The organism is Ruegeria sp. AM4, from assembly GCF_056540665.1.
In genome coordinates, this window is record NZ_JBQFXD010000001.1 from 853,939 (window position 1) to 876,533 (window position 22,595).

The following is a 22,595-nucleotide window of genomic DNA, read 5'->3' on the forward strand; positions in this document are numbered from 1 at the left end:
CACACTGGAATTGAGCATCACCATTGCCGCAGAATGTCCTACCGACGGAATGATCAGCCGGAACACAGCCGTGCATGATCCTGCAACGCAAAACGGTCCGTCATTCCGGCGATATAGTCAGACACGATCCGCGCCAGCGCCGTTTCGTCTGTTGCTGCCTCAATATCCTCATGCCATCGCTCGGGCATCTGTTTGGGATCGTCGAGGTAGATGGGAAACAACTCCTCGACCACTTTGCTGACCTCAGCCCGCACCTGCATGACGCTGGGGGCGCGATACATACGCGCAAACAGGAAGGCGCGGATTTCCTTTAGCTGCGCCCACAGGTCTGCCGAGAAGCGAATGACCGGATAACCCAGATGGCGAATATCTTCGACCGTCAGCGCGTTGGACCCGGCAAGTAATGCCTGAGAAGTGTCGATGACATCTGCGACCATAACACCAAACACGCGGCGCAGCGCCTCGTGCCTGCGGCGATATGGATCCAACTTAGGGTATTTGCGGTCTACCTCGGCGTAACACGCGCCGACGATGGGCAATTGGCCAATTTCCGCGTCGGTGAACAACCCGGCACGCAAGCCGTCCAACAGGTCGTGATTGTTGTAGGCGATATCATCTGACAGTGCCGCCACTTGCGCCTCGGCGCTGGCATGCGTGTGCAGTTCCAGATCAAAGCCGTTGTTGCATTCCGCAAGGGCCCAGGGCAACCGACCCGTGACGGGGCCGTTATGCTTGGCGATCCCCTCAAGACATTCCCAAGTCAGGTTGCAGCCGTCGAAATCAGCATAGTGACGCTCAAGCTTGGTTACGATCCGAATGGCCTGAGCGTTATGGTCGAACCCCCCATAGGGTTTCATCAAAGCGTGCAATGCGTCCTCGCCGGTATGCCCGAACGGCGTGTGCCCCAGATCATGCGCCAGCGCGACAGCCTCGGTCAGCTCGGGGTTCAACCCCAGCGCCCCCGCAATCGTGCGCGCCACCTGCGCCACTTCGATGGAATGTGTCAGTCGCGTGCGATAGCTGTCGCCCTCATGTTCGACAAAGACCTGCGTCTTGTGTTTGAGCCGCCGAAACGCGCTGGCGTGGATGATCCGATCACGGTCGCGTTGAAAGCACGATCGGAAACTGCTTTCCTCTTCGGGCACAAGCCGCCCACGTGCGCGGCCCGGGTTCGAAGCAAAACCCGCTCGTTCCAATGGTCTTATCCTTGTCGCCTGTCTTCTGATTTCATATATTGTACCGTGCTGAGGAAATAAACCTTTGGAGTCCGGCATGAATCTGCCTCCAACCGTCACAGAACGCGCCTTCGACCGGCTGGCCGAGATTGGCGCCGCAGATCAGGGTCAAGCCCTGCGCGTCGCCGTTGAGGGTGGCGGATGTTCCGGTTTTCAATACGAAATCGCGCTGGACAAACCAAAAGAGGATGACCTTGTGCTGGAGGGCAAAGGCCAAAAGGTTATCGTCGATTCAATCTCGCTGCCGTTTCTGGAAAACGCGGTAATCGACTTTACACAGGAACTGATCGGCGCAAGGTTCGTGATCGAGAATCCAAACGCGACTTCGTCCTGCGGCTGCGGCACCTCGTTCTCAATGTGATCACCTGGCCGGCCAGCGCCCACGCCCTCAAGACATTTTCAGCGAGACGAAGTGGGGATCCACTCTCTGGCAACTGCGTCACTTGGAACGTCTCGCATCTTTGCCTCGTTGCATTGAGAATTTTGAACCCGATCGTCGGGCTGCATCGTGAAATACTGCTCCAAACATCAAGCACTACTGACCTAATGGCGGAAGAGCGGACTTTGCCGCCATTGGGTTAATATCCGCTTTCGCTTCTTACTTCGGCCGTCACCGAACCTTTCATGCTGGCTCGGTTTGCATTCTGGCTCTAGTCTGTCGACATGGCAATCGAACCGAGACTGGACATCATTGGAGCTGCGTTGGCCGATCCCAGCCGTTCCCCCATATTGTGCGAGTTGATGGATGGGCGCGCGTTTACGAACAAGGAACTGGCCTGCGCGGCCGATGTTAGCCCACAGACAGCGAGCGGGCATCTTAAACAACTAGAAAGCACCGGTCTGACTTCTTCGTTGCGCAGTGGTCGGTATGTCTATCACCGGATTGCGACTGACGAAGTTGCCCAGGTCCTCGAAGGACATGCCAGCCTGTCGCCGACAGATCATCTATCTCGATCCGGACAGGCCGCCACGGATACCCTGCGTGCGCGTAGCTGCTACAATCATATCGCTGGCAGGCTCGGGGTTTTGATGAAAGAGCGTCTTATTTCGCTCGATGTGCTGATCCTCCGAGATGACGCTGTGATGGCAGGTCGGCGCTATCGTGCGTTTCTCGAAGACCTCGGAATCGAGCCTTCGTCAGTTTCGTCGGGCAAACCTCCGGCAAAGCTCTGCCTCGACTGGACGGAGCGGAAGCATCACATTTCCGGGCAATTTGCGACGGCGCTGATGGCAAAGTTCTTTGAAGAGCAATGGCTTCAGCGTCGGACTGGTAGCCGTGCCCTAACCATCACCGATAACGGATTCGATGCGTTGGAACGCTGGTTTGGTCTGGGTAAACAAGCAATTGATGGCGACACTGGGGTCTGACAATTCGGTCGTTAGCGAACCGTCCTTTCCCGCAACTGCGCCGATAGAGGCTATGCCAACAAAAACGCTGTTGGAGATACCCATGACACTGCCCAAGCTCAACAATGACAGGTTCGTGCCCGAATGCGGTCTGCGGATCGTCGTTCAGGTGCCCGATACCCACGCGCAGAAAATTGTGGATGCTGTTCTGGTCGAGGATAGCCTGAAATATGGTGACTATGATTGCGTCACATTTCGAACCGCGCCGGGCATCCAGCAATTTAGATCGCTTGGAAGCGGGCGCAATGTAGCAACCGAAGATGTGGTGGAGGTGCCCTGTGTGGAGCTGTCTTTCTTTGTAGGTGATAGCGAGGCGAAGGCTGCTCAGGCTCTCAAGCGCATCTATGCATCGCACCCCTACGAACAGCCGGTGATTTTCGTGGAAACTTGTGTTCGCACCCTCCATATTCGGGGAATGGATGAGGACAACCCCAATAGGTTCTGGAACAATGAAGCCGAAGACTGGGTGCCTAAAGAACACCGTTAGAAGGCACCAGAACACAGCCGAGGACGTCACCTGAGACCTGACAACCGCCGCACCTTGGCGGATGAACAGGTTGGACTCGAAGCAGACCTTGGTTGCTTCCCAGAAAACCGGCGTCAACCTTCAACCAAATCGTAGTGTTTGATCGTTCTAGCCTCCACTAATTCGGCTTCTGCCGCATCAATGTGAGGCGATTGATAGTCATCTCCCACGAAAGCTTTAAGCGACGACAAGTCTTTCCAGATCATCACGAAACTGAACTCTCTCGGGCTATCTGCACGAGGTGCACCTGGAAAGACTTGGACGATGCCCTCGGTTCCCTTCATCAACGGAATAGCGGTGTTGCGAAAGAACTCGCTGAATTCTTTTTCCTTACCTTCTCGAACCAATACCTGAAAAATGCGCATAATCATGCTGTCCCTCCTTTTGGCGGGGTTTCAGCCTGTATGGTAGCCTCAGGTTCAACTCTTAGCAGCAAAACTCTGAAATGTCGTCTTTGTGGCTCAAAACCGACTTACCGCGATGCAGTATGGCGCACTGCCAAAACATCTGAAAATTGATGCTGAGAGTAGGTGAATTCGACCGAGGTTCAGTTGAGGCAATGTAATGACGCAAAAGTCAAACATCTTTGACTTTCAGCACGCCAGTTAGCCTCAGCTGGCGTGTTCGTCCACCCCGCCCATGCCGCAGATATTTGTTCGGTCAGATTGGTCAAAGACGTGTTTCTTCATCTGGCCAAGTTATCCCGGAGCGCGAGGCAGCGCCTCGGCACCCCGCATCCGACTTGCCGTTGGGCCAGTTCTGGGCGATAGGTTGCCACAGGCTTTCGGAGGGCAGCGCATGAAAATCGCCACGTTCAATATCAACGGCATCAAGGCGCGGGCCGAGGCTCTGCCCCGATGGCTGGATGACGCGCAGCCGGATGTGGTTCTGCTGCAGGAAATCAAATCGATTGACGAGAATTTCCCTCGGGAGTTGTTCGAAGAACGCGGCTACAACGTCGAAACTCACGGGCAGAAGAGCTTTAACGGTGTCGCGATACTCTCGAAACTGCCGCTTGAGGATGTTTCGCGCGGGCTTCCTGGTGACGACGAAGACGAACAGGCGCGCTGGATCGAGGCGACCGTGATCGGCAAGCAGGCCCTCAGAATCTGTGGGTTGTATTTGCCCAATGGCAACCCGACCCACGGCCCCAAATACGAATACAAGCTGGCATGGATGGAACGGCTTTATGACCGCGCACGCACGTTGCTAAGCTCGGAAGCGCCCGCGCTGATGGCCGGCGACTATAACATCATCCCTCAGGCCGAAGATGCCAAGCGTCCTGACGCCTGGCGTGAGGACGCTCTGTTCCGCCCAGAAAGCCGCGCCGCATATCGCAAAATTCTGAACTTGGGGTTTACCGAGGCGTTTCGCGCTGTCACGCAAGGTCCCGAACACTATTCGTTCTGGGATTACCAGGCTGGCGCTTGGAACCGGAACGACGGCATCCGTATCGACCATTTCCTGCTGACCCCGCAGGCCGCCGATCTGTTGCGCGATTGCAAGATTGATGCCGAGATTCGCGGACACGAAAAGCCATCGGACCACGTACCGGTATGGGTCGATCTGGATCTCTGAAACTTCAGGTCGTTACGTCGAACTCGTAGATCCAGTCGTAACGCCGCCCCAATCGCGATCCCATTGTTGTAAGCACCATCTGAGCGGCCAACCGCATCGGCCCCCGCAGATGGAAATTGCGGGCATTGGACCCCGCGGCGTCAACCACGCGCCGGGCGCGCGCAAATCGCGCCTGTTCATAAGCCGCAAGGCTGTCGGCCAATGTTTCGGCGTCAAAGGATCGCGCCAGAACCCAGGCATCTTCCAGCGCGAGGCAAGCCCCCTGCGCCATAAAAGGTAAGGTCGGATGCGCCGCGTCACCAAGCAGTGCGATGCGACCATTTTGCCATTTGCGTGCGACCGGGCGCAAGAAAAGGGCCCAGAGGTAAGTCTGATGCACCTCGGCAAGCACTTCGCGCACTTTGCCGCCGAAATCGGCGAACCGCGCGCGCAACTCGTCCGGGTCGCCCTGCAAGCGCCAGCCTTCCTCTTGCCAGTCCGAGCGCTCTTCGATCGCGACGATGTTCAGAAGGCGTTGATCCCGGAGGGGATAGGTCACGACATGGCGACCGGGACCCATCGTCAGATGCGCTTTGGGCGCTTTCAGGTGGCGATCCCATGGGATTGTGGCACGCCAGGCGACCTGGTTGGTAAATCCCAGAATCTCCTCTCCGTTCAGTTGAGGTCGGATTGCGCTGCGCCCACCATCGGCTGCTATCAGGCAATCCGCCGTCAGCAGTCGACCGTCCTCAAGCCGGATATCAATCTGTTCGGCGGCGTCGTCGACGTCCCGAACACAGCTGTTCAATTGTATGTCGACACCCGCATCAACCGCCGCCGCATACAGAAGATCAACAAGGTCGGCCCTGTGATAATACCAGGTCGCCCCCGCAGAAGGCGGTAGAAGGCGGCTAACGAAGCGCCCCTTGCGATAGTCACGCACGACGGTACCGTACGAGCGTAGCCCGGCCTTGGGAACATCCCCAACCACGCCCAATGCGCGCAGGACTTTCATGCCGTTCTCGCTGATCTGCAGCCCGGCGCCGACTTCGGTGATTGCCTGTGCCTGTTCAAGCACGACAACCTGTGCCCCGCGTTTCCGCAGCGCTACCGCGGCCGCCAGACCACCGATCCCTGCGCCCACCACGGCAAATTTCACGCCCGCTAATTGCATAAATCCGATGTATCCCAAAAAAAACGCCGGAGCCACAGGCCCCGGCGTCGATTTGTTCCGACGGTTCGGCGATCAATCGTCGCGGTGAACCTTTTCGCGGCGCTCGTGCCGTTCCTGCGCTTCCAGTGTCATGGTCGCGATCGGACGCGCATCCAGACGTTTCAGCGAGATCGGATCGCCGGTCATTTCGCAATATCCGTACTCGCCCTCGTCAATCCGGCGCAGGGCCGAGTCGATCTTGGCGACCAGCTTGCGCTGGCGGTCCCGGGTCCGCAGTTCCAGTGCGCGGTCGGTTTCCTCGCTCGCGCGGTCGGCAACGTCCGGAATGTTACGGGTGTTGTCCTGCAACCCTTCGATCGTGTCGCGGCTGCCTGCTAGTAGCTCATTCTTCCAATCCAGCAGCTTGCGGCGAAAATACTCAAGCTGTCGATCGTTCATGAAAGGTTCATCTTCGGCCGGACGATAATCCTCCGGCAGAAAAACTTCCTGCTTCATTTTGGCTCCCTCGGTATGGCCAGAAACGTCGGTCGTGGTAGTGTTACCTGACATTTGGCACCCCCTTCTGCGCAGCATTTATCTGACAGGCGTAGGAATGTCACTACACAAACGTAGCGCCGTTACGTCGCCAGACAGGCTGGTTCAATTCTGAGACTTAATAGGAACAAATCGCTGTTTTTCTGTGAAACAGTCAGGGCGATTTCAAGGCGCGTGCAACCAAGGGGGCGTCGGACATTTTTCGAATCAACCGGATTCGGTCGCCGTTTTCCGATGGCGCCCGACCAGTGGACGCGGCGGACCGCTTGTAAATCGCGCAAGCGCTCTGTAACTCCGGTCAACAACGCTTTTCTAAGATCCGGATGAGGCCCATGACCGCACGATTTCAAGGCACGGCAGAATATGTCGCCACGGATGATCTGACCATCGCTGTAAATGCCGCCGTCACGCTGGAACGTCCTTTGCTGGTCAAAGGTGAGCCCGGCACCGGCAAAACTGAGTTGGCCAAGCAGGTGGCCGGCGCGCTGGGACTGACGATGATCGAGTGGAACGTGAAATCCACGACCCGCGCGCAACAGGGTCTCTACGAATACGACGCGGTCAGCCGGTTGCGCGACAGCCAGTTGGGTGATGAGCGTGTCCACGACGTCTCAAACTACATCCGCAAGGGAAAACTGTGGCAGGCATTCGAGGCAGACGAAAAGGTGGTTCTGCTGATCGACGAGATTGACAAGGCAGATATCGAATTTCCCAACGACCTGCTTCAGGAACTCGACAAGATGGAGTTCCATGTCTACGAGACGGGCGCGACGATCCGGGCAAAGCACCGACCGATCGTAATCATCACGTCGAACAACGAAAAGGAACTGCCCGACGCGTTCCTGCGCCGTTGTTTCTTTCACTACATTCGCTTTCCGGACGAGGCGACGATGCGCCGGATTGTCGAAGTACACCATCCCGGGATCAAGGATGCGCTTCTGACCACCGCGCTGACGCAATTCTATGAAATCCGCGAGACGCAGGGGCTCAAGAAAAAGCCTTCGACCTCGGAAGTGCTGGATTGGCTCAAGCTGCTGCTGGCCGAAGATCTGACATCCGAGGACCTGAAACGCGATGGTGCCAATGCGTTGCCCAAGCTGCACGGGGCGCTTTTGAAGAATGAACAGGACGTGCATCTCTTCGAACGCCTTGCTTTCATGGCGCGCAGCAAGCGGTGACCACGTCACATTCGGCGATTATCCTGCGATCGTCTCTTGCCACGGCCAGGGCCGGATGCCAGCATTGCCACAGATGCTCCGCCACCGTCGGGGAAGAAGTTCCGAGCCAAGAGGATTTTCGCATTGCCCGACGCACCGCTCAACCGTCCCCTGCGTCCTGAGGATCGGCCCGAATGGTCCGAGATGTGGTGCGACTATCTGGCGTTTTATGAAACAGCTGTCGCGGACGAGGTTTATGACACGACGTTCGCGCGGCTGCTGGGAGATGATCCTCAGGACTTTTCCTGTTTCGTCGCGGAATTCGACGGTCACCTTGTAGGTTTGACCCATTACCTGTTTCACCGCCACGCATGGAAACAGGAAAATGTGTGCTACCTGCAAGACCTCTTTGCACGCCCCGAGGCGCGCGGAACCGGTGTCGGTCGGGCGCTTATTCAAGCCGTCTATGATGAGGCCGACCGGCGCGGCGCACCTTCAGTCTATTGGCTGACGCAGGACTTCAACCACACCGCGCGCAAACTGTATGACCGCATTGGCAAACAGACGCCGTTTATCCGGTATCAACGCCCATGATGCGCTGGGTGGCAACATTAGCGGTGCTGGCGTTGACCGGGTGCAATACAATTGCCCCTGCCGACCTGTCGACGCGCGCGGTATTTGTCGAAGCCGCCCTGCCCCCGATCCCAAGTTTCAAGCAGACGCGGACAGCGCCACCGTCGCGTTCGAACGTTAATATCGCCGAAGACTTCATCGCATTGCATTTTGCCTTGGAAAGCGGTGCGGAACTGCCGGTTTTCACGCGGTTCGAAGAACCGATAACGCTGCGATTGACCGGAACGCCGCCCGCATCGATGCAATCCGATCTGACCCGCCTTCTGTCGCGCCTTCGGCGCGAGGCCGGAATTGACATCGAACAGGTAACCGAAGGCCCGGCCAACATCACGATCGAGGCCGTAAGCCAAAAGCAGATCCGCCGTATCCTGCCACAAGCGGCCTGTTTCGTCGTGCCCAATTCCTCGAGCCTCGAAGAGTACCGCCGCGACCGGCGCAAAGCCAAAAGCAATTGGACGCAGCTGCGCAGGCGCGACCGTATCGGGATATTCATCCCCTATGACGTCAGCCCGCAAGAGATGCGCGATTGTCTGCACGAGGAACTGGCGCAGGCGCTGGGGCCGCTGAACGACCTTTACCACCTGCCGGATTCGGTCTTCAACGACGACAATTTTCACACGATCCTGACCGGTTTCGACATGCTGATCTTGCGCGCGGCCTATTCACCGGAACTGCGCAACGGAATGACCCAAGAACAGGTCGCGCGCGTCATGCCAAACGTTCTGCGACGGTTGAATCCGAAGGGTGAGTACATAAAGACGCAGCCACGGACCGAGACGCCGCGAGAATGGATCAACGCGATGCAGCGGGCGCTCGGCCCCGGCTCGCCGTCACCCCGCCGCGTTCGGTCCGCGCAAGAGGCTATGCGGATCGGTCAGTCACAGGGCTGGACAGATCAACGCCGCGCTTATCCGCACTATCTTTTGGGCCGGATGAGCCAGTTCGACGACCCCGATGGTGCAAGGCAGCAATACGAGATCGCGCTGAAATACCTCCGTGCCACAGCCGGAACCGAAGTTCACCAAGCGCATATCACGGCTCAAACCGCGGCCTATGAACTGGCCCAGGGGCGCGGTGCACAGGTTTTGCCCGAACTGAACCAGGCCATCGACGTCATGACCCGAGCCGAGAATGCTGCCCTGATGGCCACGCTGATGTTGCTCAAGTCCGAAGCGCTGCGTCAGGCCGGGCGTGCCGATCAGGCACGCGCTGTCAGGCTGGACAGTATCGGGTGGGCGCGCTACGGGTTCGGCTCGGATTTGGTGGTACGCTCGGTGACTCAAGAAATCGCGCAGCGGCCTCCGCGCAATACAGGTGGATGACAACGTATGCTGCTGGTTTGGGGAATGGCTGTTCTGGGTGCCGTGCTGGGGGTGTTGAAAGCCCGCAAGCGCAACGGAAATCGGGCTGACATGGCGCAATACGCCGCCGGGTACGGTATCGCATTTGCCTTGCTGGGACTGATCCTGTCCCTGATCCTGGTGCGGGTAGTGGTTTAGGCTGATGTTCCTGCCCTTCTTCGATAATCTTCGAAACGCAGGTATTCCGGTCTCGCTGCGCGAATACCTGACCTTTCTCGAGGGCATGAAACGGGGATTGGCCACCTACGACGTTGAGGCATTCTACTACCTCGCCCGCGTGTCGATGGTGAAAGACGAACGCAACATCGACAAATTCGACCGCGCCTTTGCCGCCAGTTTCGAAGGTCTGAACGACATCAGCTTCGACCAGGTGCTCGAGGCCGTCGATATCCCATCAGACTGGCTGGCCAAGATGGCCGAAAAGCACTTGTCCGACGAAGAAAAGGCCGAGATCGAAGCACTCGGCGGCTTCGACAAGCTGATGGAGACGCTCCGCGAGCGGCTCAAGGAACAACAAGGGCGCCATCAGGGCGGCAACAAATGGATCGGGACGGCCGGGACCTCTCCGTTCGGGGCCTATGGATACAATCCCGAAGGCGTGCGGATCGGCCAGAAGGAAAGCCGCAACCAGCGTGCTGTAAAGGTCTGGGACAAGCGCGAGTTTCGCAATCTTGATGATACGGTCGAACTCGGCACCCGCAACATTAAGGTTGCGTTGAAACGTCTGCGCCGTTGGGCGCGCGAAGGCGCTGCGGATGAACTGGATCTGGACGGCACGATCCGCGCAACTGCAGAACACGGATATCTGGACGTCAAAACCCGTCCCGAGCGTCATAACGCAGTCAAAGTGCTGTTGTTTCTGGATGTAGGCGGGTCAATGGATCCGCATATCAAAGTGGTCGAGGAACTGTTCTCGGCCGCCAGAACTGAATTCAAGCATCTGGAATACTACTATTTCCACAATTGCCTGTACGAAGGCGTCTGGCGCGACAACCGTCGCCGCTGGGATCAGCAGACGCCGACCCACGAGGTGTTGCGCACCTACGGCTCGGACTACAAATGCATCTTCGTCGGCGACGCCTCGATGAGCCCCTACGAGATCGCCTATCCCGGCGGTGCCAGCGAACATTGGAACCAGGAGGCAGGTCAGGTCTGGCTGCACCGCGCACGGGAACAATGGACCTCGAACCTGTGGATCAACCCCGTGCCCGAGAAGTACTGGGAGTACACCCATTCCATCGGCATGATCCAGGAGATCTTCGAGAACCGCATGATGCCGATGACCCTGGCCGGCCTGGAACAGGGCATGCGGGAACTGACGCGCTGACACATTTGGTCTAACGGCAGCGCAATACCACCCGCAACAAGCGCCCGATACACCGATGTATTTGATGAAATGGTGCGGTCGAGAAGAGCGACTTCGAACTACCCAAGGTCGGATAGATCAAAAACGTTGATTGAGGGTGATCCGGGAGAAGCGTTGGTACGGTTCTTCAAACATCCCGGTACGCTGGCTGTGCTGTGTGGTGGTTTCGGATTCCTCGCACATAACGTCTATTCATTCACGGAACGCCACGGTGGATTTGAGAATGCCTTTCCCGAGGACAAGGCGGGTTTCTTTGTGTTCCTGGCTCTGGCTATCGTCTTTGGCTGTCTTAGCTTGTCACGCTGGAAAAAAACCAATCGTCAGCAGTGATGGAACCTATCCAACTTACCTAGAATGCCCCGCATCGGGGCATTCAGTTTTATAAAGAACAATATCCGAAAACTCAGATCGTCAGATCGTCGATGGATTTCCCAGCTTCCAGTGCCGTTTTCACCCATGCAGGTTTGCGACCTCGCCCGGTCCATGTCTGTGTCGGATCATCAGGGTTGGCATATTTGGCAGCCGGTTTGGTCGCTGCTTTCTTGCCTTTGCCGCCATGCAGAGCAATCACATCTTCAAAAGCCACGCCCAGCTTATCCGCAATCGCGCGCATTTCTTTCAGAGCCGCTTGCAGCGTTTCTTTTTCCACTTCCACAGCGCGCTTTTCGATCTTCACTGCAAGCTCTTTCAGTTCAGCCGCATTCAGGCCGCTAATGTCTATCGACATCTTGTTTCCCTTCATTCTGTCCAGCCGCGACTAAGCAGAAAACCATCCCAAGAGCAAGAAAAGCCGAATATGACGACGAATTCTTGCTCAACGAAATCGAGACATAGTCAAAAGGTGAGTGTGACACATGGGCAATTCACCCAAAAATATGATTCCCGCCAAACGCTAGTTTTTGGTGATACGCTCTCCGGCTCGCACACGGCTGAGGGTGATCTCCTTAGTTTGAGATGGCTTCCATCTGGGCGGCGTGAAACTCCGCTCATCAGAAGGGATCAAATGAAAATCCATGGCATTGCAGCGCTCTGGAGTACGTGTGATTGGCTTTTCATCGGGCAATCGTTCGCCTATGAAATGTTCGTCTAAGAACCGCTCTAGGTAGGCATAACCCTCATCAAATGAAACATCCTTGCAGTTGCATGATTCACTCAGATCACCGTCATTCTGAGTTTGGATAAATAACTGCCATTCATCTAGGACTTTCATGGTGGGATGCTATCAAATCAGGCTGATGCACATCCGAGATATCGGTAAGTTATCCACAGAATTGATACACGACGTTTCTAAAATTCATTTCTGGACGCGTCTTGCGGACGTAATTCTGAGGTACGGCTTGTTTCAGCAGTTTTGTTTCTCTCTTTATCCTGACGTGTTGCGCATGCAACCGTCTGGCCTCCGCCAAGGAACGGGGGTGCAAGGATCAAGGGCGTGTGCTTGCCACACGGGACCAGAGCCACGCGGAGCTGCAATGCACATGAAGCGAGTATGGCGAGGACCCAACCTTTGATCCGCGCCGGGGGCGGTAGCCCCAAGTAAATCACTGCTAAGTCCGCCAAATGGCGTCACATAGGGGCCTACTGGTAGACTGGTCGGCTCAGATTGAAAAAGCAACGCACTTTTGCTAAGCTATCGCTTAACATTTCAGAATTCGTGTTTTTACCGATCAGATAAACCAACTATCTCTATGCTTTAATCTAAGGAATATAGAATTTAGCCCACGTCTCTCATGTCATTAGAAAGAACATTCAATGAAAAAAATTGTAATTTCATTGGCTCTCCTTTGCTTGCCACAATGCGGAACCAGCGTGCCTCAGCTTACTCAAAATGGAGATGACTCACTCTTCGTAGAGGATGTCCACAAAAAAATCCGATGCGAAGTTGTATCTTCAATTCATGAAGCCGTTTCGCAAGCAAACGCAATCTCAAAACTGAGAGGGCAGCCGCTCACTTTCTTTCAAGAATGGGGTGTTCGCTATACGCTGACACTCAAGGTTATTACTGACACAAATGCCAATCTATCCGTAACGGCCCTCAATCCCACAGCACCAGTCTCGACACTGAACCCCGGAAACTCGGTGGCTACGGTAGGAGGACTACTCTCGGCATCCGCCAAAGCTACACGAACAGAACAGGATTCCTATTTCAATACAGTAAAACGTTTAAATCAGATAAAGAAATGCTCCGATATTCCTGAACGGGGCATAGCCCCATTTGGAAATGATCTCGGCATAAGGCCGTGGATAATAACTCGAATAAATCTGGCAGATAACAATAACTTTCCGCTACTAAGCGCGAAAGACTCGTTCACTTATGAAGTGAAATTCGAAATAACCAACAGAGGTAGTTTAACGCCCAACTGGTTATTCATACAACGCAGCCCAAGCAATGCTGGCGGACTCTTTAACACTGGAAGAGCGACGGCCCACTCAGTTCTTGTAACATTTGGCCCTCTAGCGAAAGACCGTCAAAACTTGGTTAGGGAAGCTCAAGCCGTGCACGACGCACGTCTTGTCGGCGAAGCAGTGAATTTTAGATAAAGGAGACTTGATATGGCGCAAACGTGTTACAAATTGCATCCTCACAGGACTGGTTTTATCCAAGTTTGTGAGCTAGACGACGATGGCGACTGCACCCAGAACTGTAGAGATGTAAGCATTGATGAAACGCCCCAACGCGTCGCAATAGAATTCAAGCGGCTGGAAAATGCTATTAAGAAATATATGGCTTGAATTTTGGGCGAACAATTTCCCGACTCTCTAAAAGTCACTCTCTTCATGGTAGCGAATGGCCATTCCAACGAGTGAAAGAAGGTAAAGACAGCGATTTCAAGATGGGCTGTCGAGTTTTCGCACGCTTACGATAACCAATCCGTGTAAGGACGGAATCCATGAAACATTCCGGTTTGTCGAACACATGCTGGCGTCTGTGGCTCAGCATCAGCGCGAAAAGAACGCGGAACAAACCTCCAACCGGATGAAAGGGCGAATGATGAACGGCTATTCCGTGTTCGCCGCCCCTATCGGTTACGCGTACAAGAAGACAGGCTCACACGGCAAACTGCTGACCCGTGTTGAACCCATCGCCACCATCATCAAGGAAGCATTGGAAGGCTATGCCTCTGGTCGGTTCTCGGCACAGGCTGACGTTCGGCGCTTTCTAGAGGCCCAGCCTGACTTTCCCAAAGACTTACCGGATGGAAAAATCCGCCAGCAGAAAGTGACGGACATGCTGAACCGCGTGATCTACGCGGGCTATGTTGAGCATGAGCCGTGGGGCATCACCTGTCGCAAAGGTCATCATGAAGCTCTGATCTCGTTGGAAACATTTGAGACAATCCAAGAGCGACGCAGTGGCAGAGGTATTGCGGCCAAGCGTCCTGACATCAACGAAGACTTTCCACTGCGTGGTGCGGTGAATTGCGCGTGCTGCGACAAACCCATGACCGCGTACCACGCGCGGAGCGCCACAGGTAGACGTTACCCCTACTACAATTGCCAGACGAAAGGCTGTTCTGAGTACCGCAAAGGCATTCGTGCCGAGAAAATCGATACAGGCTTTGAGGCCATCCTGCGCTCTCTGGCCCCGAGCAAGAACATGCTCGATATCGCAATGTCGATGTTGAAAGACGCATGGGATCAGCGCGGAGATCAGGCCAAGCAAGCAAAGGCCGAAATCAAACGTCAGCACAAAGAGTTGGACAAACAACAAGACGCACTTGTTGAGCGCATGATTGAGACGTCGAATCCAAAAGTCATGGCGGCGCTTGAAAGCAAAATCGCCAAGCTGGAAGAGGACAAGCTGCTGCTGACGGATAAGCTATCCCACACTACGAAACCCGCACGCAGCCTCAGCGAAATTATCGAACTCTTGCGAGACTTCCTCTCAAGCCCTTGGAGTATCTATGAAAATGGATCACTCCTCGTGAAGAAAACCATCCTCAATGCAGCCTTCAAGGCCCCATTGGCATACGACCGCCAAAACGGTTATCGAACTCCACAAACATCTGTAATCTTTGAGTTTCTAGCGGATTTCACATCAAAATGTGAAATGGTGCGGTCGAGAAGACTCGAACTTCCACGGGTGTTACCCCACAGCGACCTCAACGCTGCGCGTCTACCAATTCCGCCACGACCGCACTGCCAATGACTTGGTAGAGGCGCGTATAGACGTTGATCATGGGGATGTGAAGAGGCAAATTATGTCGGTCGATTGAATTCGCGCGGCCCAGTCATATCTTGCGCGCAAAGCCCTGAAATATCCTAATGCGGAGCTCTCATGTCATCACCCGACTCCCGCCCGATTGTTCAAATCGATATTGTATCCGATGTGGTCTGCCCCTGGTGCATCGTGGGATTTCGCCAGTTGGATATTGCATTGCAGCAGCAGGGCGTTCTGGCGCAGCTCAGGTGGCATCCATTTGAATTGAACCCTGCTATGGGGCCGGATGGCCAGAACCTGCGCGAACATATCGCGGAAAAATACGGCTCGACCACAGAACAAAGTCAGCAGGCTCGTGACCGGCTCACGGCCTTGGGGCACGAGCTTGGTTTCACGTTCAACTTCGACGACAGCAGCCGAATCTATAACACCTTTGCGGCGCATCAGTTGTTGGACTGGGCCGAGACGCAGGGGCGGCAACATCCCTTCAAACTGGCATTGTTCGAGGCTTATTTCACCCGACAACGGGACGTATCGGACGTCGAGGTGCTAATCCGCACAGCCGAGGATGCTGGCTTGGATCCGCAGACCGCACGCCAGATCCTGGCGTCGGGTGAGCGTGTGGAGCAGGTGCGTCAGAAACAGCAGTTCTGGACGAGCCGGGGGATCTCGGGCGTGCCCTCGATGGTGTTTGGCGGCAAATACCTGCTGACGGGCGCGCAAGGCACCGATACCTATGCGCAGGTGCTGCAACGGTGCCTGACCGAAGCCGCCTGATCCCTTTCCCCCGCACCTCAATCCGTCTAAGGACGTGTCATGGAATGGAAGACGACAGACGGGCTGACCGACTACAATGAGGCCGTCGCCTTTATGGAGACGCGGGTTACAGCGATTGCAGCCGGCGAGGCCGAAGAATGCATCTGGCTGCTTGAGCATCCTCCGCTTTATACGGCGGGGACTTCGGCGCGGATCGAGGATTTGACCGACCCGGATCGGTTTCCTGTCTACGAAAGCAAGCGCGGCGGCCAATATACCTATCACGGGCCTGGCCAACGAGTCGTCTATGTCATGCTGGATGTGGGCAAGCGCGGACATGATGTGCGGCGCTTTGTCAATCAACTCGAAACATGGGTGATCGCTGCGTTGGGCGAATTCAACGTCAAAGGCGAAATCCGCGATGGCCGCGTCGGGGTCTGGGTTCAACGCGGCGACAAACCTCTGACCGCCGCTGGCAGCCCGGCCGAGGACAAGATCGCCGCGATCGGCATCCGCCTGCGGAAATGGGTCAGCTTTCATGGTATTTCGATCAATGTCGAACCGGATCTCAGCCATTTCTCAGGCATCGTTCCTTGTGGGATACAGGAACATGGCGTGACGTCTCTGGTCGATCTCGGACTGCCGGTATCGCTGTCGGATGTGGACGTAGCCCTGCACCGGACATTTGAACAGGTCTTTGCTGACTCAACCCAGCGCTGAAGGCTCGCGAATCGCTCGACGGCCTTTTTGGCGACGACAATCCGCTGATCACGGGGGCTCTGTTTCCAATCGCACCGAAGTTGCCGCTGCGTTAACCTAAAAACGCTTAAAATTCAGGGATTCTTTACGCCTGCCCAATACAAACCACATTGAACCACATAGTATGTAATCGCCGTTCAAGAGTGAGTGGTGTGTTAACCGGTGATCAAGGGTTTGCCTGCGAAAACCGACTAGTGTTTGGTTACGAGTCTGCCGTTCCGACCCCATATCGGAACGGCAATTCTCTTGGAACTCACGCAGAGTTTCATCGCAACCGCACGTCAACCTACGGCATCGCCGCCACGAAGGTTGATTGAACCTGCTTGAGCCCACGCAGTTTCCAGCGCCAAACACATTTTGTGTCCGACAGACCTTTGAAATTATGGGCGGCGCGGTCGATCAGCTTCGAGCAGCGTCAACAACCCCTCGGCGCGTCCGCCCAGCAGGTCGCAGCGACATCACCCCAATGAGGCGCGAATTTTCTCGGCGTGCTGTGCGATCAGATCGAAATCGCCCATCTGACCGGGCGGGCGCAGCGGGACACCCTCGTGCCGGGGCAGAACGTGGAAATGCAGGTGAAAGACCTCCTGCCCGCCTGCGGCCTCATTGAATTGCTGGATCGTCACGCCCTCGGCGTCAAACGCCGATTTGGCCGCGCGCGCCAGTTTCTGTACCGTTGCGATCACCGCCGCCAGTTGCTCGGGCGCGGCGTCCAGCACATTCCGGCAGGGTGTTTTCGGGATCACCAGCAGATGCCCGTCCGCACGCGGCATGATGTCCATGAAAGCCAGCGTCTCGTCGTCCTCATAAACGCGTGTTGCGGGGATTTCGCCGCGCAGGATCTTGGCAAAGATATTGTCGGGGTCGTAAGCGGTCATGTCAGGTCTCCGGCGAGTTGGCGCTGTGCTTTGTTTGTGCGGGCGGGCCCGGTTAGGGTCAAGCCGCGAAATCGGCCGCAGTAACGCTCTTGAAATTGCGACCATAACGACCAGATAAGCTGCGATCGAACTCAAAAACCGCGCGCAGCTGAATCTGCCCGCGACAATTATTCTTGATCCATATCAAACTCGACCATTGAAGGTCGCCCCCTCGCATTCTAAAACCAGCAGGAATCCCGCGCGCCGGAGAGGTCTGGCTGCGCGGTGCAGTTGCAACAGGAGGCACCTAAATGGCAGACGCAGCCATTCATGGTCACGATCATGAAGACCAGCGTGGGTTCTTTACCCGCTGGTTCATGTCGACCAACCACAAGGACATCGGGATTCTTTACCTGATCTTCTCGGCCATCGCCGGGTTTATCTCGGTCGCGATGACCGTCTATATGCGGCTCGAACTGATGCACCCCGGTGTTCAGTACATGTGCCTCGAAGGCTTTATGGCCGATCCGTGTACGCCCAACGGGCACCTGTGGAACGTTATGATCACCTATCACGGTGTTCTGATGATGTTCTTCGTTGTCATCCCTGCCCTGTTCGGTGGATTTGGCAACTATTTCATGCCGTTGCAGATCGGCGCGCCAGATATGGCGTTCCCGCGGATGAACAACTTGTCCCTGTGGCTTTATGTTGCCGGCACCTCGCTGGGCGTCGCCTCGCTGCTCAGCCCCGGTGGCAACGACCAGTTGGGTTCGGGCGTTGGTTGGGTTCTCTACCCGCCGCTGTCGACGACCGAGGGCGGCATGTCGATGGACCTTGCGATCTTTGCCGTACACGTATCGGGCGCCTCCTCGATCCTCGGCGCGATCAACATGATCACCACCTTCCTGAACATGCGTGCGCCGGGCATGACTCTGTTCAAGGTGCCACTGTTCAGCTGGTCGATCTTCGTCACCTCGTGGCTGATTCTGTTGTCGCTGCCGGTTCTGGCGGGCGCGATCACTATGTTGCTGATGGACCGGAACTTTGGCTTCACCTTCTTTGACCCGGCCGGTGGCGGTGACCCGATCCTGTATCAGCACATTCTGTGGTTCTTCGGCCACCCGGAAGTGTACATCGTGATCCTGCCCGGTTTCGGCATCATCAGCCACGTGATCGCGACCTTCGCGCGCAAGCCGATCTTCGGTTACCTGCCGATGGTCTGGGCGATCATCGCGATTGGTGTTCTGGGCTTTGTCGTGTGGGCGCACCACATGTACACCGTTGGCATGTCGCTGCGTCAGCAGGCCTACTTCATGCTGGCCACGATGGTTATCGCGGTTCCGACCGGCGTTAAGGTCTTCTCGTGGATCGCGACCATGTGGGGTGGCTCGATCGAGTTCAAGACACCGATGCTGTTCGCATTCGGCTTCCTGTTCCTGTTCACCGTCGGCGGTGTGACCGGGGTGGTTCTGTCGCAAGCGGGCGTAGACCGTGCCTATCACGACACCTACTACGTCGTCGCGCATTTCCACTACGTGATGAGCTTGGGTGCGGTCTTTGCGATCTTTGCCGGGGTCTACTTCTACTTCGGCAAGATGACGGGCCGTCAGTATTCCGAGTTCTGGGGCAAGGTTCACTTCTGGCTGTTCTTCATCGGCGCCAACCTGACCTTCTTCCCACAGCACTTCCTGGGCCGTCAGGGCATGCCGCGCCGCTATATTGACTACCCTGAGGCATTCGCCCAGTGGAACTTTGTCTCGTCGATTGGCGCGTTCGTGTCCTTCGCTTCGTTCCTGCTGTTCTTCGGCATCGTGTTCTACGCGCTGTTCCGTGGCGCTAAGATCACCCAGAACAACTACTGGAACGAATACGCGGATACTCTGGAATGGACCCTGCCCTCGCCGCCGCCCGAACACACGTTCGAGCAGCTGCCCAAGCAGGAAGACTGGGATAAGGGCCACGCGCACTGATCCTGTCGGAAACCCAAGAAAACCCCGCCCGAAACGGCGGGGTTTTTTCGTTCTAAGTGCTGCCTGGCGCACCAAAACTCTCCAGCAAGTCGCCAGAACGACAAAAATAGGCTATTCTGGTTGGCACGACTTATCCGTCAGATCGGAGGTTCCAGATGCCCGAAATCGACTTTTGGTTTTCCATCGGCAGCACCTACAGCTTCCTGACGATCATGCGGCTGGACGACTGGAGCAACGAACACGATGCGACCGTACGCTGGCGGCCTTTCAACGTGCGTACAGTGATGGCGGTTCAGCAAAATGTTCCATTCGCGGGAAAGCCGACAAAGTCTGCCTATATGTGGCGCGATATCGAACGTCGCGCTGCCAAGTATCATATCCATGCCAGCCTGCCTGCGCCCTATCCGATTTCTGATCTGGCGCTAGCCAATCAGGTGGCAGTACTGGGCATGGGCGAAGGTTGGGGCAAAAACTATGTGCAGTCGCTTTATCGTGTTTGGTTCGAAGACGGCATCGAGGCCGGGAGTGACTCCGCCATTTCCGAGGCGCTGCACCGCTGCCAGCAAGACCCGCGCCTGATCATTGCCCGCGCGCGCAGTCCCGACACGGTCGCAGCGCTAGAGACCGAAACCGAGACAGCGACAGGTCTTGGCGTTTTTGGCGCACCAAGCTTTGTTGTGCGCGGAGAGGTCTTTTGGGGCGATGACAGGCTGGATGACGCGCTGTCCTGGGCGCGGGTCGGACACGTCGTCTGATTTGCACTTCGACTTTGGCAACGCTCAAGCTAGGTTCCTGCCATGCCATATGAATGGACCCGGACCCCGGATGGGGATCAGCAATTACGCCTTTGGCCCCACAACTCATTGCCCCCGCGCGGGGCGATGGGTGTAGTTCTTGCGGTATTCCTGTTTGGTCTGATTCCGCTGATTGCGGTTTTGGGTTCGGTTTTGTTGTGGGGGTTGCTGCCGTTCCTGCTGTTGACCGTTCTTGGCCTCTGGCTGGCGTTCGAGAGGAACTATCGCGATCGCAGCGCGTCCGAGGTTTTGACGCTCAGCGCGACGCAGGCGCACCTGGTTCACCGTGATCCGCGCAGGGGCGACCTGGAGTGGACTTGCAACCGTTACTGGGCCCGACCCGAACTGCATGTGCACGGCGGCCCAGTGCCCCACTATATCACGCTGATCGGTGACGGACGGCAGGTCGAAATCGGCGCGTTCCTGTCAGAAGAGGAACGCATTGCCCTGTATGACGATTTGGTGGAAAGGCTGCGCGCACCCGCAGCCTGAACCTAGCAGCCGTTCGTCGAGGCGCAGAGGTGATCTTTGACCATCGGTCCAACCTTGCCGAAATCCATCTGGCCGGTGTACCGTGTTTTCAACTCGCCCATGACCTTGCCCATATCGCGGATCGAACCCGCTCCGGTGGCCGTGATCGCGGTCTGGATCGCTTTGGAGACCTCGTCATCGTCCAGTTGCTTGGGCAGAAACTCCTCGATGACCTCGACCTCTCGCAGCTCGCGCTCGGCCAGGTCAAGGCGGCCACCTTCTTCATATGCGCGGGCACTTTCCTTGCGCTGCTTAGTCATTTTTCCAAGAATTTCAAGGACATCCGAGTCCCCACAGCCCTTGGCCTCATCACTGTCGCCACCGCGCGTCGCGATATCGCGGTCCTTGATGGCGGCATTGATCAGACGCAGGGTCGACAGGCGTTCAGCCTGTTTGTCTTTCATTGCTTGCTTCAGGGCGGTGGTCACCCGTGATCGCATATCCATTTGTTCTATCCATCCCCATGGCAAAGGAACCTTGACAATATCGAAACAAAAAGGGGGACACAACTGCCTGCAATCACATCTAAACCATTGATTTTGCTAGATAGCCCAAAATTTGAACAGACTTGACCCGGCCGCGCAACCCCCTTAGGTATGCGCCGATTTACCTTGCAGGAGAGTCGTCGTCATGGCCCAGAACGCCCCGTCCAAGCCCACCGCATGTCTGGCTTTGGCCGACGGAACCCTGTTCTACGGTATGGGTTTTGGCGCAACCGGTCAGACCGTGGCCGAGCTTTGCTTCAACACCGCCATGACCGGTTATCAGGAAATCATGACCGACCCCTCTTATGCCGGTCAGATTGTGACGTTCACCTTTCCGCATATCGGCAATGTCGGGGTGAACCCGGAAGATGATGAAACCGGCGACCCGGTAGCCGCTGGCATGGTGGTCAAATGGAATCCGACCGAACCATCGAACTGGCGCTCGGCCGAAGAACTGAAAACCTGGCTGGAGCGGCGCGGCCGCATCGCCATCGGTGGCATCGACACCCGTCGCCTGACCCGGGCCATCCGCCAGCAAGGAGCCCCGCACGTGGCACTGGCGCACGACCCGGAAGGCAATTTCGACATTGAGGCGCTGGTCGCTGCCGCGCGTGGCTTTGCAGGTCTGGAAGGCATGGATCTGGCCAAGGACGTGACCTGTGCCCAAAGCTATCGCTGGGACGAAATGCGGTGGGCGTGGCCGGATGGTTATGCCCGCCAGAATGACCCAGTACACAAGGTCGTTGCTTTGGATTTCGGCGCCAAACGCAATATCCTGCGCTGCTTGGCCTCGGCTGGCTGCGACGTGACCGTTCTGCCTGCGACCGCAACCGCCGCCGAGGTTCTGGCGCATGAGCCCGATGGTGTCTTCCTATCGAACGGCCCGGGCGATCCGGCAGCAACCGGTGAATATGCCGTGCCGATGATCAAAGAGGTTCTGGACAAGACCAATCTGCCCGTGTTCGGCATCTGCCTTGGACACCAGATGCTGGCGCTGGCGCTGGGCGGGCAAACGGTCAAGATGAACCACGGTCACCACGGCGCAAACCACCCGGTCAAAGACCTCGAGACCGGCAAGGTCGAAATCACTTCGATGAACCACGGTTTCGCTGTTGACGCGCAATCCCTGCCCGAGGGCGTCGTCGAGACCCACAAGTCGCTGTTTGACGGATCGAACTGCGGCATTCGGATGGTGGATCGCCCGGTTTATTCGGTGCAATACCACCCCGAAGCCTCGCCCGGCCCGCAGGACAGCTTTTATCTGTTCGAACGGTTCTCGGCCGCGATGGCGGAACGAAAAGCACAGGTATAACCGCAGATTCATCCCTATT

General features: G+C 56.4%; 25 protein-coding genes, 1 tRNA gene and 1 pseudogene. 18 read left to right on the forward strand and 9 right to left on the reverse strand.

Translation table 11 applies throughout. The features are described 5' to 3' along the window. Positions 1–53: 53 nt before the first annotated feature. A complete protein-coding gene (locus ACR0JA_RS04235) occupies positions 54–1,274 on the reverse strand; it encodes a deoxyguanosinetriphosphate triphosphohydrolase (RefSeq protein WP_480570416.1) in 1,221 nt (406 codons plus the stop codon). On the opposite strand from ACR0JA_RS04235, the gene ACR0JA_RS04240 reads away from it, so the two are divergent. The 3 genes from ACR0JA_RS04240 (at position 1,273) to ACR0JA_RS04250 (ending at position 3,129) form a co-directional block, all read left to right on the forward strand. Then, positions 1,273–1,596, forward strand: a complete 324-nt coding sequence (locus tag ACR0JA_RS04240; protein ID WP_010440593.1) for a HesB/IscA family protein — start codon at positions 1,273–1,275, stop codon at positions 1,594–1,596. The genes ACR0JA_RS04235 and ACR0JA_RS04240 overlap by 2 nt on opposite strands. A gap of 341 nt (positions 1,597–1,937) precedes the next feature. Further along, positions 1,938–2,603, forward strand: a complete 666-nt coding sequence (locus tag ACR0JA_RS04245) for an ArsR/SmtB family transcription factor (RefSeq protein ID WP_480570419.1) — start codon at positions 1,938–1,940, stop codon at positions 2,601–2,603. A gap of 82 nt (positions 2,604–2,685) precedes the next feature. Next, positions 2,686–3,129, forward strand: coding sequence for a YqfO family protein (locus tag ACR0JA_RS04250; RefSeq protein ID WP_480570422.1), 444 nt, complete (start codon positions 2,686–2,688; stop codon positions 3,127–3,129). A gap of 113 nt (positions 3,130–3,242) precedes the next feature. On the opposite strand, the gene ACR0JA_RS04255 is transcribed toward ACR0JA_RS04250, so the two are convergent. After that, positions 3,243–3,539 carry an antibiotic biosynthesis monooxygenase family protein gene (locus tag ACR0JA_RS04255; RefSeq protein ID WP_480570425.1) on the reverse strand — a complete coding sequence of 99 codons (297 nt, stop codon included), beginning with the start codon at positions 3,537–3,539 and terminating at the stop codon, positions 3,243–3,245. A 427-nt stretch (positions 3,540–3,966) separates the two neighbouring features. Here ACR0JA_RS04255 and xth point away from each other — a divergent pair, with 427 nt between their 5' ends. Beyond that, positions 3,967–4,746, forward strand: coding sequence for an exodeoxyribonuclease III (gene xth, locus ACR0JA_RS04260; protein ID WP_480570428.1), 780 nt, complete (start codon positions 3,967–3,969; stop codon positions 4,744–4,746). 4 nt (positions 4,747–4,750) lie between these two features. Here xth and ACR0JA_RS04265 read toward each other — a convergent pair whose 3' ends face one another. After that, positions 4,751–5,899, reverse strand: a complete 1,149-nt coding sequence (locus ACR0JA_RS04265) for an FAD-dependent monooxygenase (protein ID WP_480570431.1) — start codon at positions 5,897–5,899, stop codon at positions 4,751–4,753. A gap of 72 nt (positions 5,900–5,971) precedes the next feature. Further along, entirely contained in the window at positions 5,972–6,394 is a 423-nt protein-coding gene (gene dksA, locus ACR0JA_RS04270) for an RNA polymerase-binding protein DksA (RefSeq protein WP_039531267.1), read from the reverse strand. Positions 6,395–6,765: 371 nt separating this feature from the next. On the opposite strand from dksA, the gene ACR0JA_RS04275 reads away from it, so the two are divergent. From ACR0JA_RS04275 to ACR0JA_RS04300, 6 genes are all read left to right on the forward strand, one after another. After that, positions 6,766–7,611 (forward strand): AAA family ATPase, encoded by an 846-nt coding sequence (locus ACR0JA_RS04275; RefSeq protein ID WP_480570433.1) that lies wholly within the window; start codon positions 6,766–6,768, stop codon positions 7,609–7,611. Between the two features lie 183 nt (positions 7,612–7,794). Next, a complete protein-coding gene (locus tag ACR0JA_RS04280) occupies positions 7,795–8,184 on the forward strand; it encodes an N-acetyltransferase family protein (protein ID WP_480571144.1) in 390 nt (129 codons plus the stop codon). After that, entirely contained in the window at positions 8,184–9,545 is a 1,362-nt protein-coding gene (locus ACR0JA_RS04285) for a DUF2927 domain-containing protein (RefSeq protein WP_480571146.1), read from the forward strand. The genes ACR0JA_RS04280 and ACR0JA_RS04285 overlap by 1 nt, the downstream gene beginning before the upstream one ends. A 6-nt stretch (positions 9,546–9,551) precedes the next feature. Beyond that, positions 9,552–9,722 (forward strand): hypothetical protein, encoded by a 171-nt coding sequence (locus ACR0JA_RS04290; RefSeq protein WP_480570436.1) that lies wholly within the window; start codon positions 9,552–9,554, stop codon positions 9,720–9,722. Between the two features lie 4 nt (positions 9,723–9,726). After that, positions 9,727–10,911 (forward strand): vWA domain-containing protein, encoded by a 1,185-nt coding sequence (locus ACR0JA_RS04295; protein ID WP_480570439.1) that lies wholly within the window; start codon positions 9,727–9,729, stop codon positions 10,909–10,911. Positions 10,912–11,064: 153 nt separating this feature from the next. Then, positions 11,065–11,280: a hypothetical protein gene (locus ACR0JA_RS04300; protein ID WP_480570442.1), complete on the forward strand. Its 216-nt coding sequence runs from the start codon at positions 11,065–11,067 to the stop codon at positions 11,278–11,280. Positions 11,281–11,353: 73 nt separating this feature from the next. On the opposite strand, the gene ACR0JA_RS04305 is transcribed toward ACR0JA_RS04300, so the two are convergent. Together ACR0JA_RS04305 and ACR0JA_RS04310 are read right to left on the reverse strand one after the other, a co-directional pair. Beyond that, positions 11,354–11,677, reverse strand: a complete 324-nt coding sequence (locus tag ACR0JA_RS04305) for an H-NS histone family protein (RefSeq protein ID WP_480570445.1) — start codon at positions 11,675–11,677, stop codon at positions 11,354–11,356. A 165-nt stretch (positions 11,678–11,842) separates the two neighbouring features. Then, positions 11,843–12,160: a hypothetical protein gene (locus ACR0JA_RS04310; protein ID WP_480570448.1), complete on the reverse strand. Its 318-nt coding sequence runs from the start codon at positions 12,158–12,160 to the stop codon at positions 11,843–11,845. 542 nt (positions 12,161–12,702) lie between these two features. On the opposite strand from ACR0JA_RS04310, the gene ACR0JA_RS04315 reads away from it, so the two are divergent. Together ACR0JA_RS04315 and ACR0JA_RS04320 are read left to right on the forward strand one after the other, a co-directional pair. Then, positions 12,703–13,491 carry a hypothetical protein gene (locus ACR0JA_RS04315; RefSeq protein WP_480570452.1) on the forward strand — a complete coding sequence of 263 codons (789 nt, stop codon included), beginning with the start codon at positions 12,703–12,705 and terminating at the stop codon, positions 13,489–13,491. A 451-nt stretch (positions 13,492–13,942) separates the two neighbouring features. Beyond that, positions 13,943–14,452: pseudogene (locus ACR0JA_RS04320) on the forward strand (recombinase family protein); the annotation flags it as partial. A 550-nt stretch (positions 14,453–15,002) separates the two neighbouring features. Here the strand turns inward: ACR0JA_RS04320 and ACR0JA_RS04325 are convergent. Then, positions 15,003–15,089 (reverse strand) — tRNA-Leu (locus ACR0JA_RS04325). A 140-nt stretch (positions 15,090–15,229) separates the two neighbouring features. Here ACR0JA_RS04325 and ACR0JA_RS04330 point away from each other — a divergent pair. Together ACR0JA_RS04330 and lipB are read left to right on the forward strand one after the other, a co-directional pair. Further along, positions 15,230–15,889 carry a DsbA family oxidoreductase gene (locus ACR0JA_RS04330; RefSeq protein ID WP_480570455.1) on the forward strand — a complete coding sequence of 220 codons (660 nt, stop codon included), beginning with the start codon at positions 15,230–15,232 and terminating at the stop codon, positions 15,887–15,889. A gap of 39 nt (positions 15,890–15,928) precedes the next feature. After that, positions 15,929–16,588, forward strand: coding sequence for a lipoyl(octanoyl) transferase LipB (gene lipB, locus ACR0JA_RS04335; RefSeq protein ID WP_480570458.1), 660 nt, complete (start codon positions 15,929–15,931; stop codon positions 16,586–16,588). A gap of 497 nt (positions 16,589–17,085) precedes the next feature. Here lipB and ACR0JA_RS04340 read toward each other — a convergent pair whose 3' ends face one another. After that, positions 17,086–17,505, reverse strand: coding sequence for an HIT family protein (locus ACR0JA_RS04340; RefSeq protein WP_480570461.1), 420 nt, complete (start codon positions 17,503–17,505; stop codon positions 17,086–17,088). A 290-nt stretch (positions 17,506–17,795) separates the two neighbouring features. Here ACR0JA_RS04340 and ctaD point away from each other — a divergent pair, with 290 nt between their 5' ends. The 3 genes from ctaD (at position 17,796) to ACR0JA_RS04355 (ending at position 20,740) form a co-directional block, all read left to right on the forward strand. Further along, positions 17,796–19,454, forward strand: a complete 1,659-nt coding sequence (gene ctaD / locus ACR0JA_RS04345; protein ID WP_480570464.1) for a cytochrome c oxidase subunit I — start codon at positions 17,796–17,798, stop codon at positions 19,452–19,454. Positions 19,455–19,609: 155 nt separating this feature from the next. Beyond that, on the forward strand, positions 19,610–20,209 hold the full coding sequence (locus ACR0JA_RS04350) for a DsbA family protein (protein ID WP_480570467.1): 600 nt from the start codon (positions 19,610–19,612) through the stop codon (positions 20,207–20,209). A gap of 42 nt (positions 20,210–20,251) precedes the next feature. Continuing rightward, positions 20,252–20,740: a DUF2244 domain-containing protein gene (locus ACR0JA_RS04355; protein ID WP_480570470.1), complete on the forward strand. Its 489-nt coding sequence runs from the start codon at positions 20,252–20,254 to the stop codon at positions 20,738–20,740. Between the two features lie 2 nt (positions 20,741–20,742). Here ACR0JA_RS04355 and ACR0JA_RS04360 read toward each other — a convergent pair whose 3' ends face one another. Then, positions 20,743–21,225, reverse strand: a complete 483-nt coding sequence (locus ACR0JA_RS04360) for a GatB/YqeY domain-containing protein (protein WP_480570473.1) — start codon at positions 21,223–21,225, stop codon at positions 20,743–20,745. Positions 21,226–21,409: 184 nt separating this feature from the next. Here ACR0JA_RS04360 and carA point away from each other — a divergent pair, with 184 nt between their 5' ends. Further along, positions 21,410–22,576 carry a glutamine-hydrolyzing carbamoyl-phosphate synthase small subunit gene (carA, locus tag ACR0JA_RS04365; protein WP_480570476.1) on the forward strand — a complete coding sequence of 389 codons (1,167 nt, stop codon included), beginning with the start codon at positions 21,410–21,412 and terminating at the stop codon, positions 22,574–22,576. Positions 22,577–22,595 lie beyond the last annotated feature (19 nt).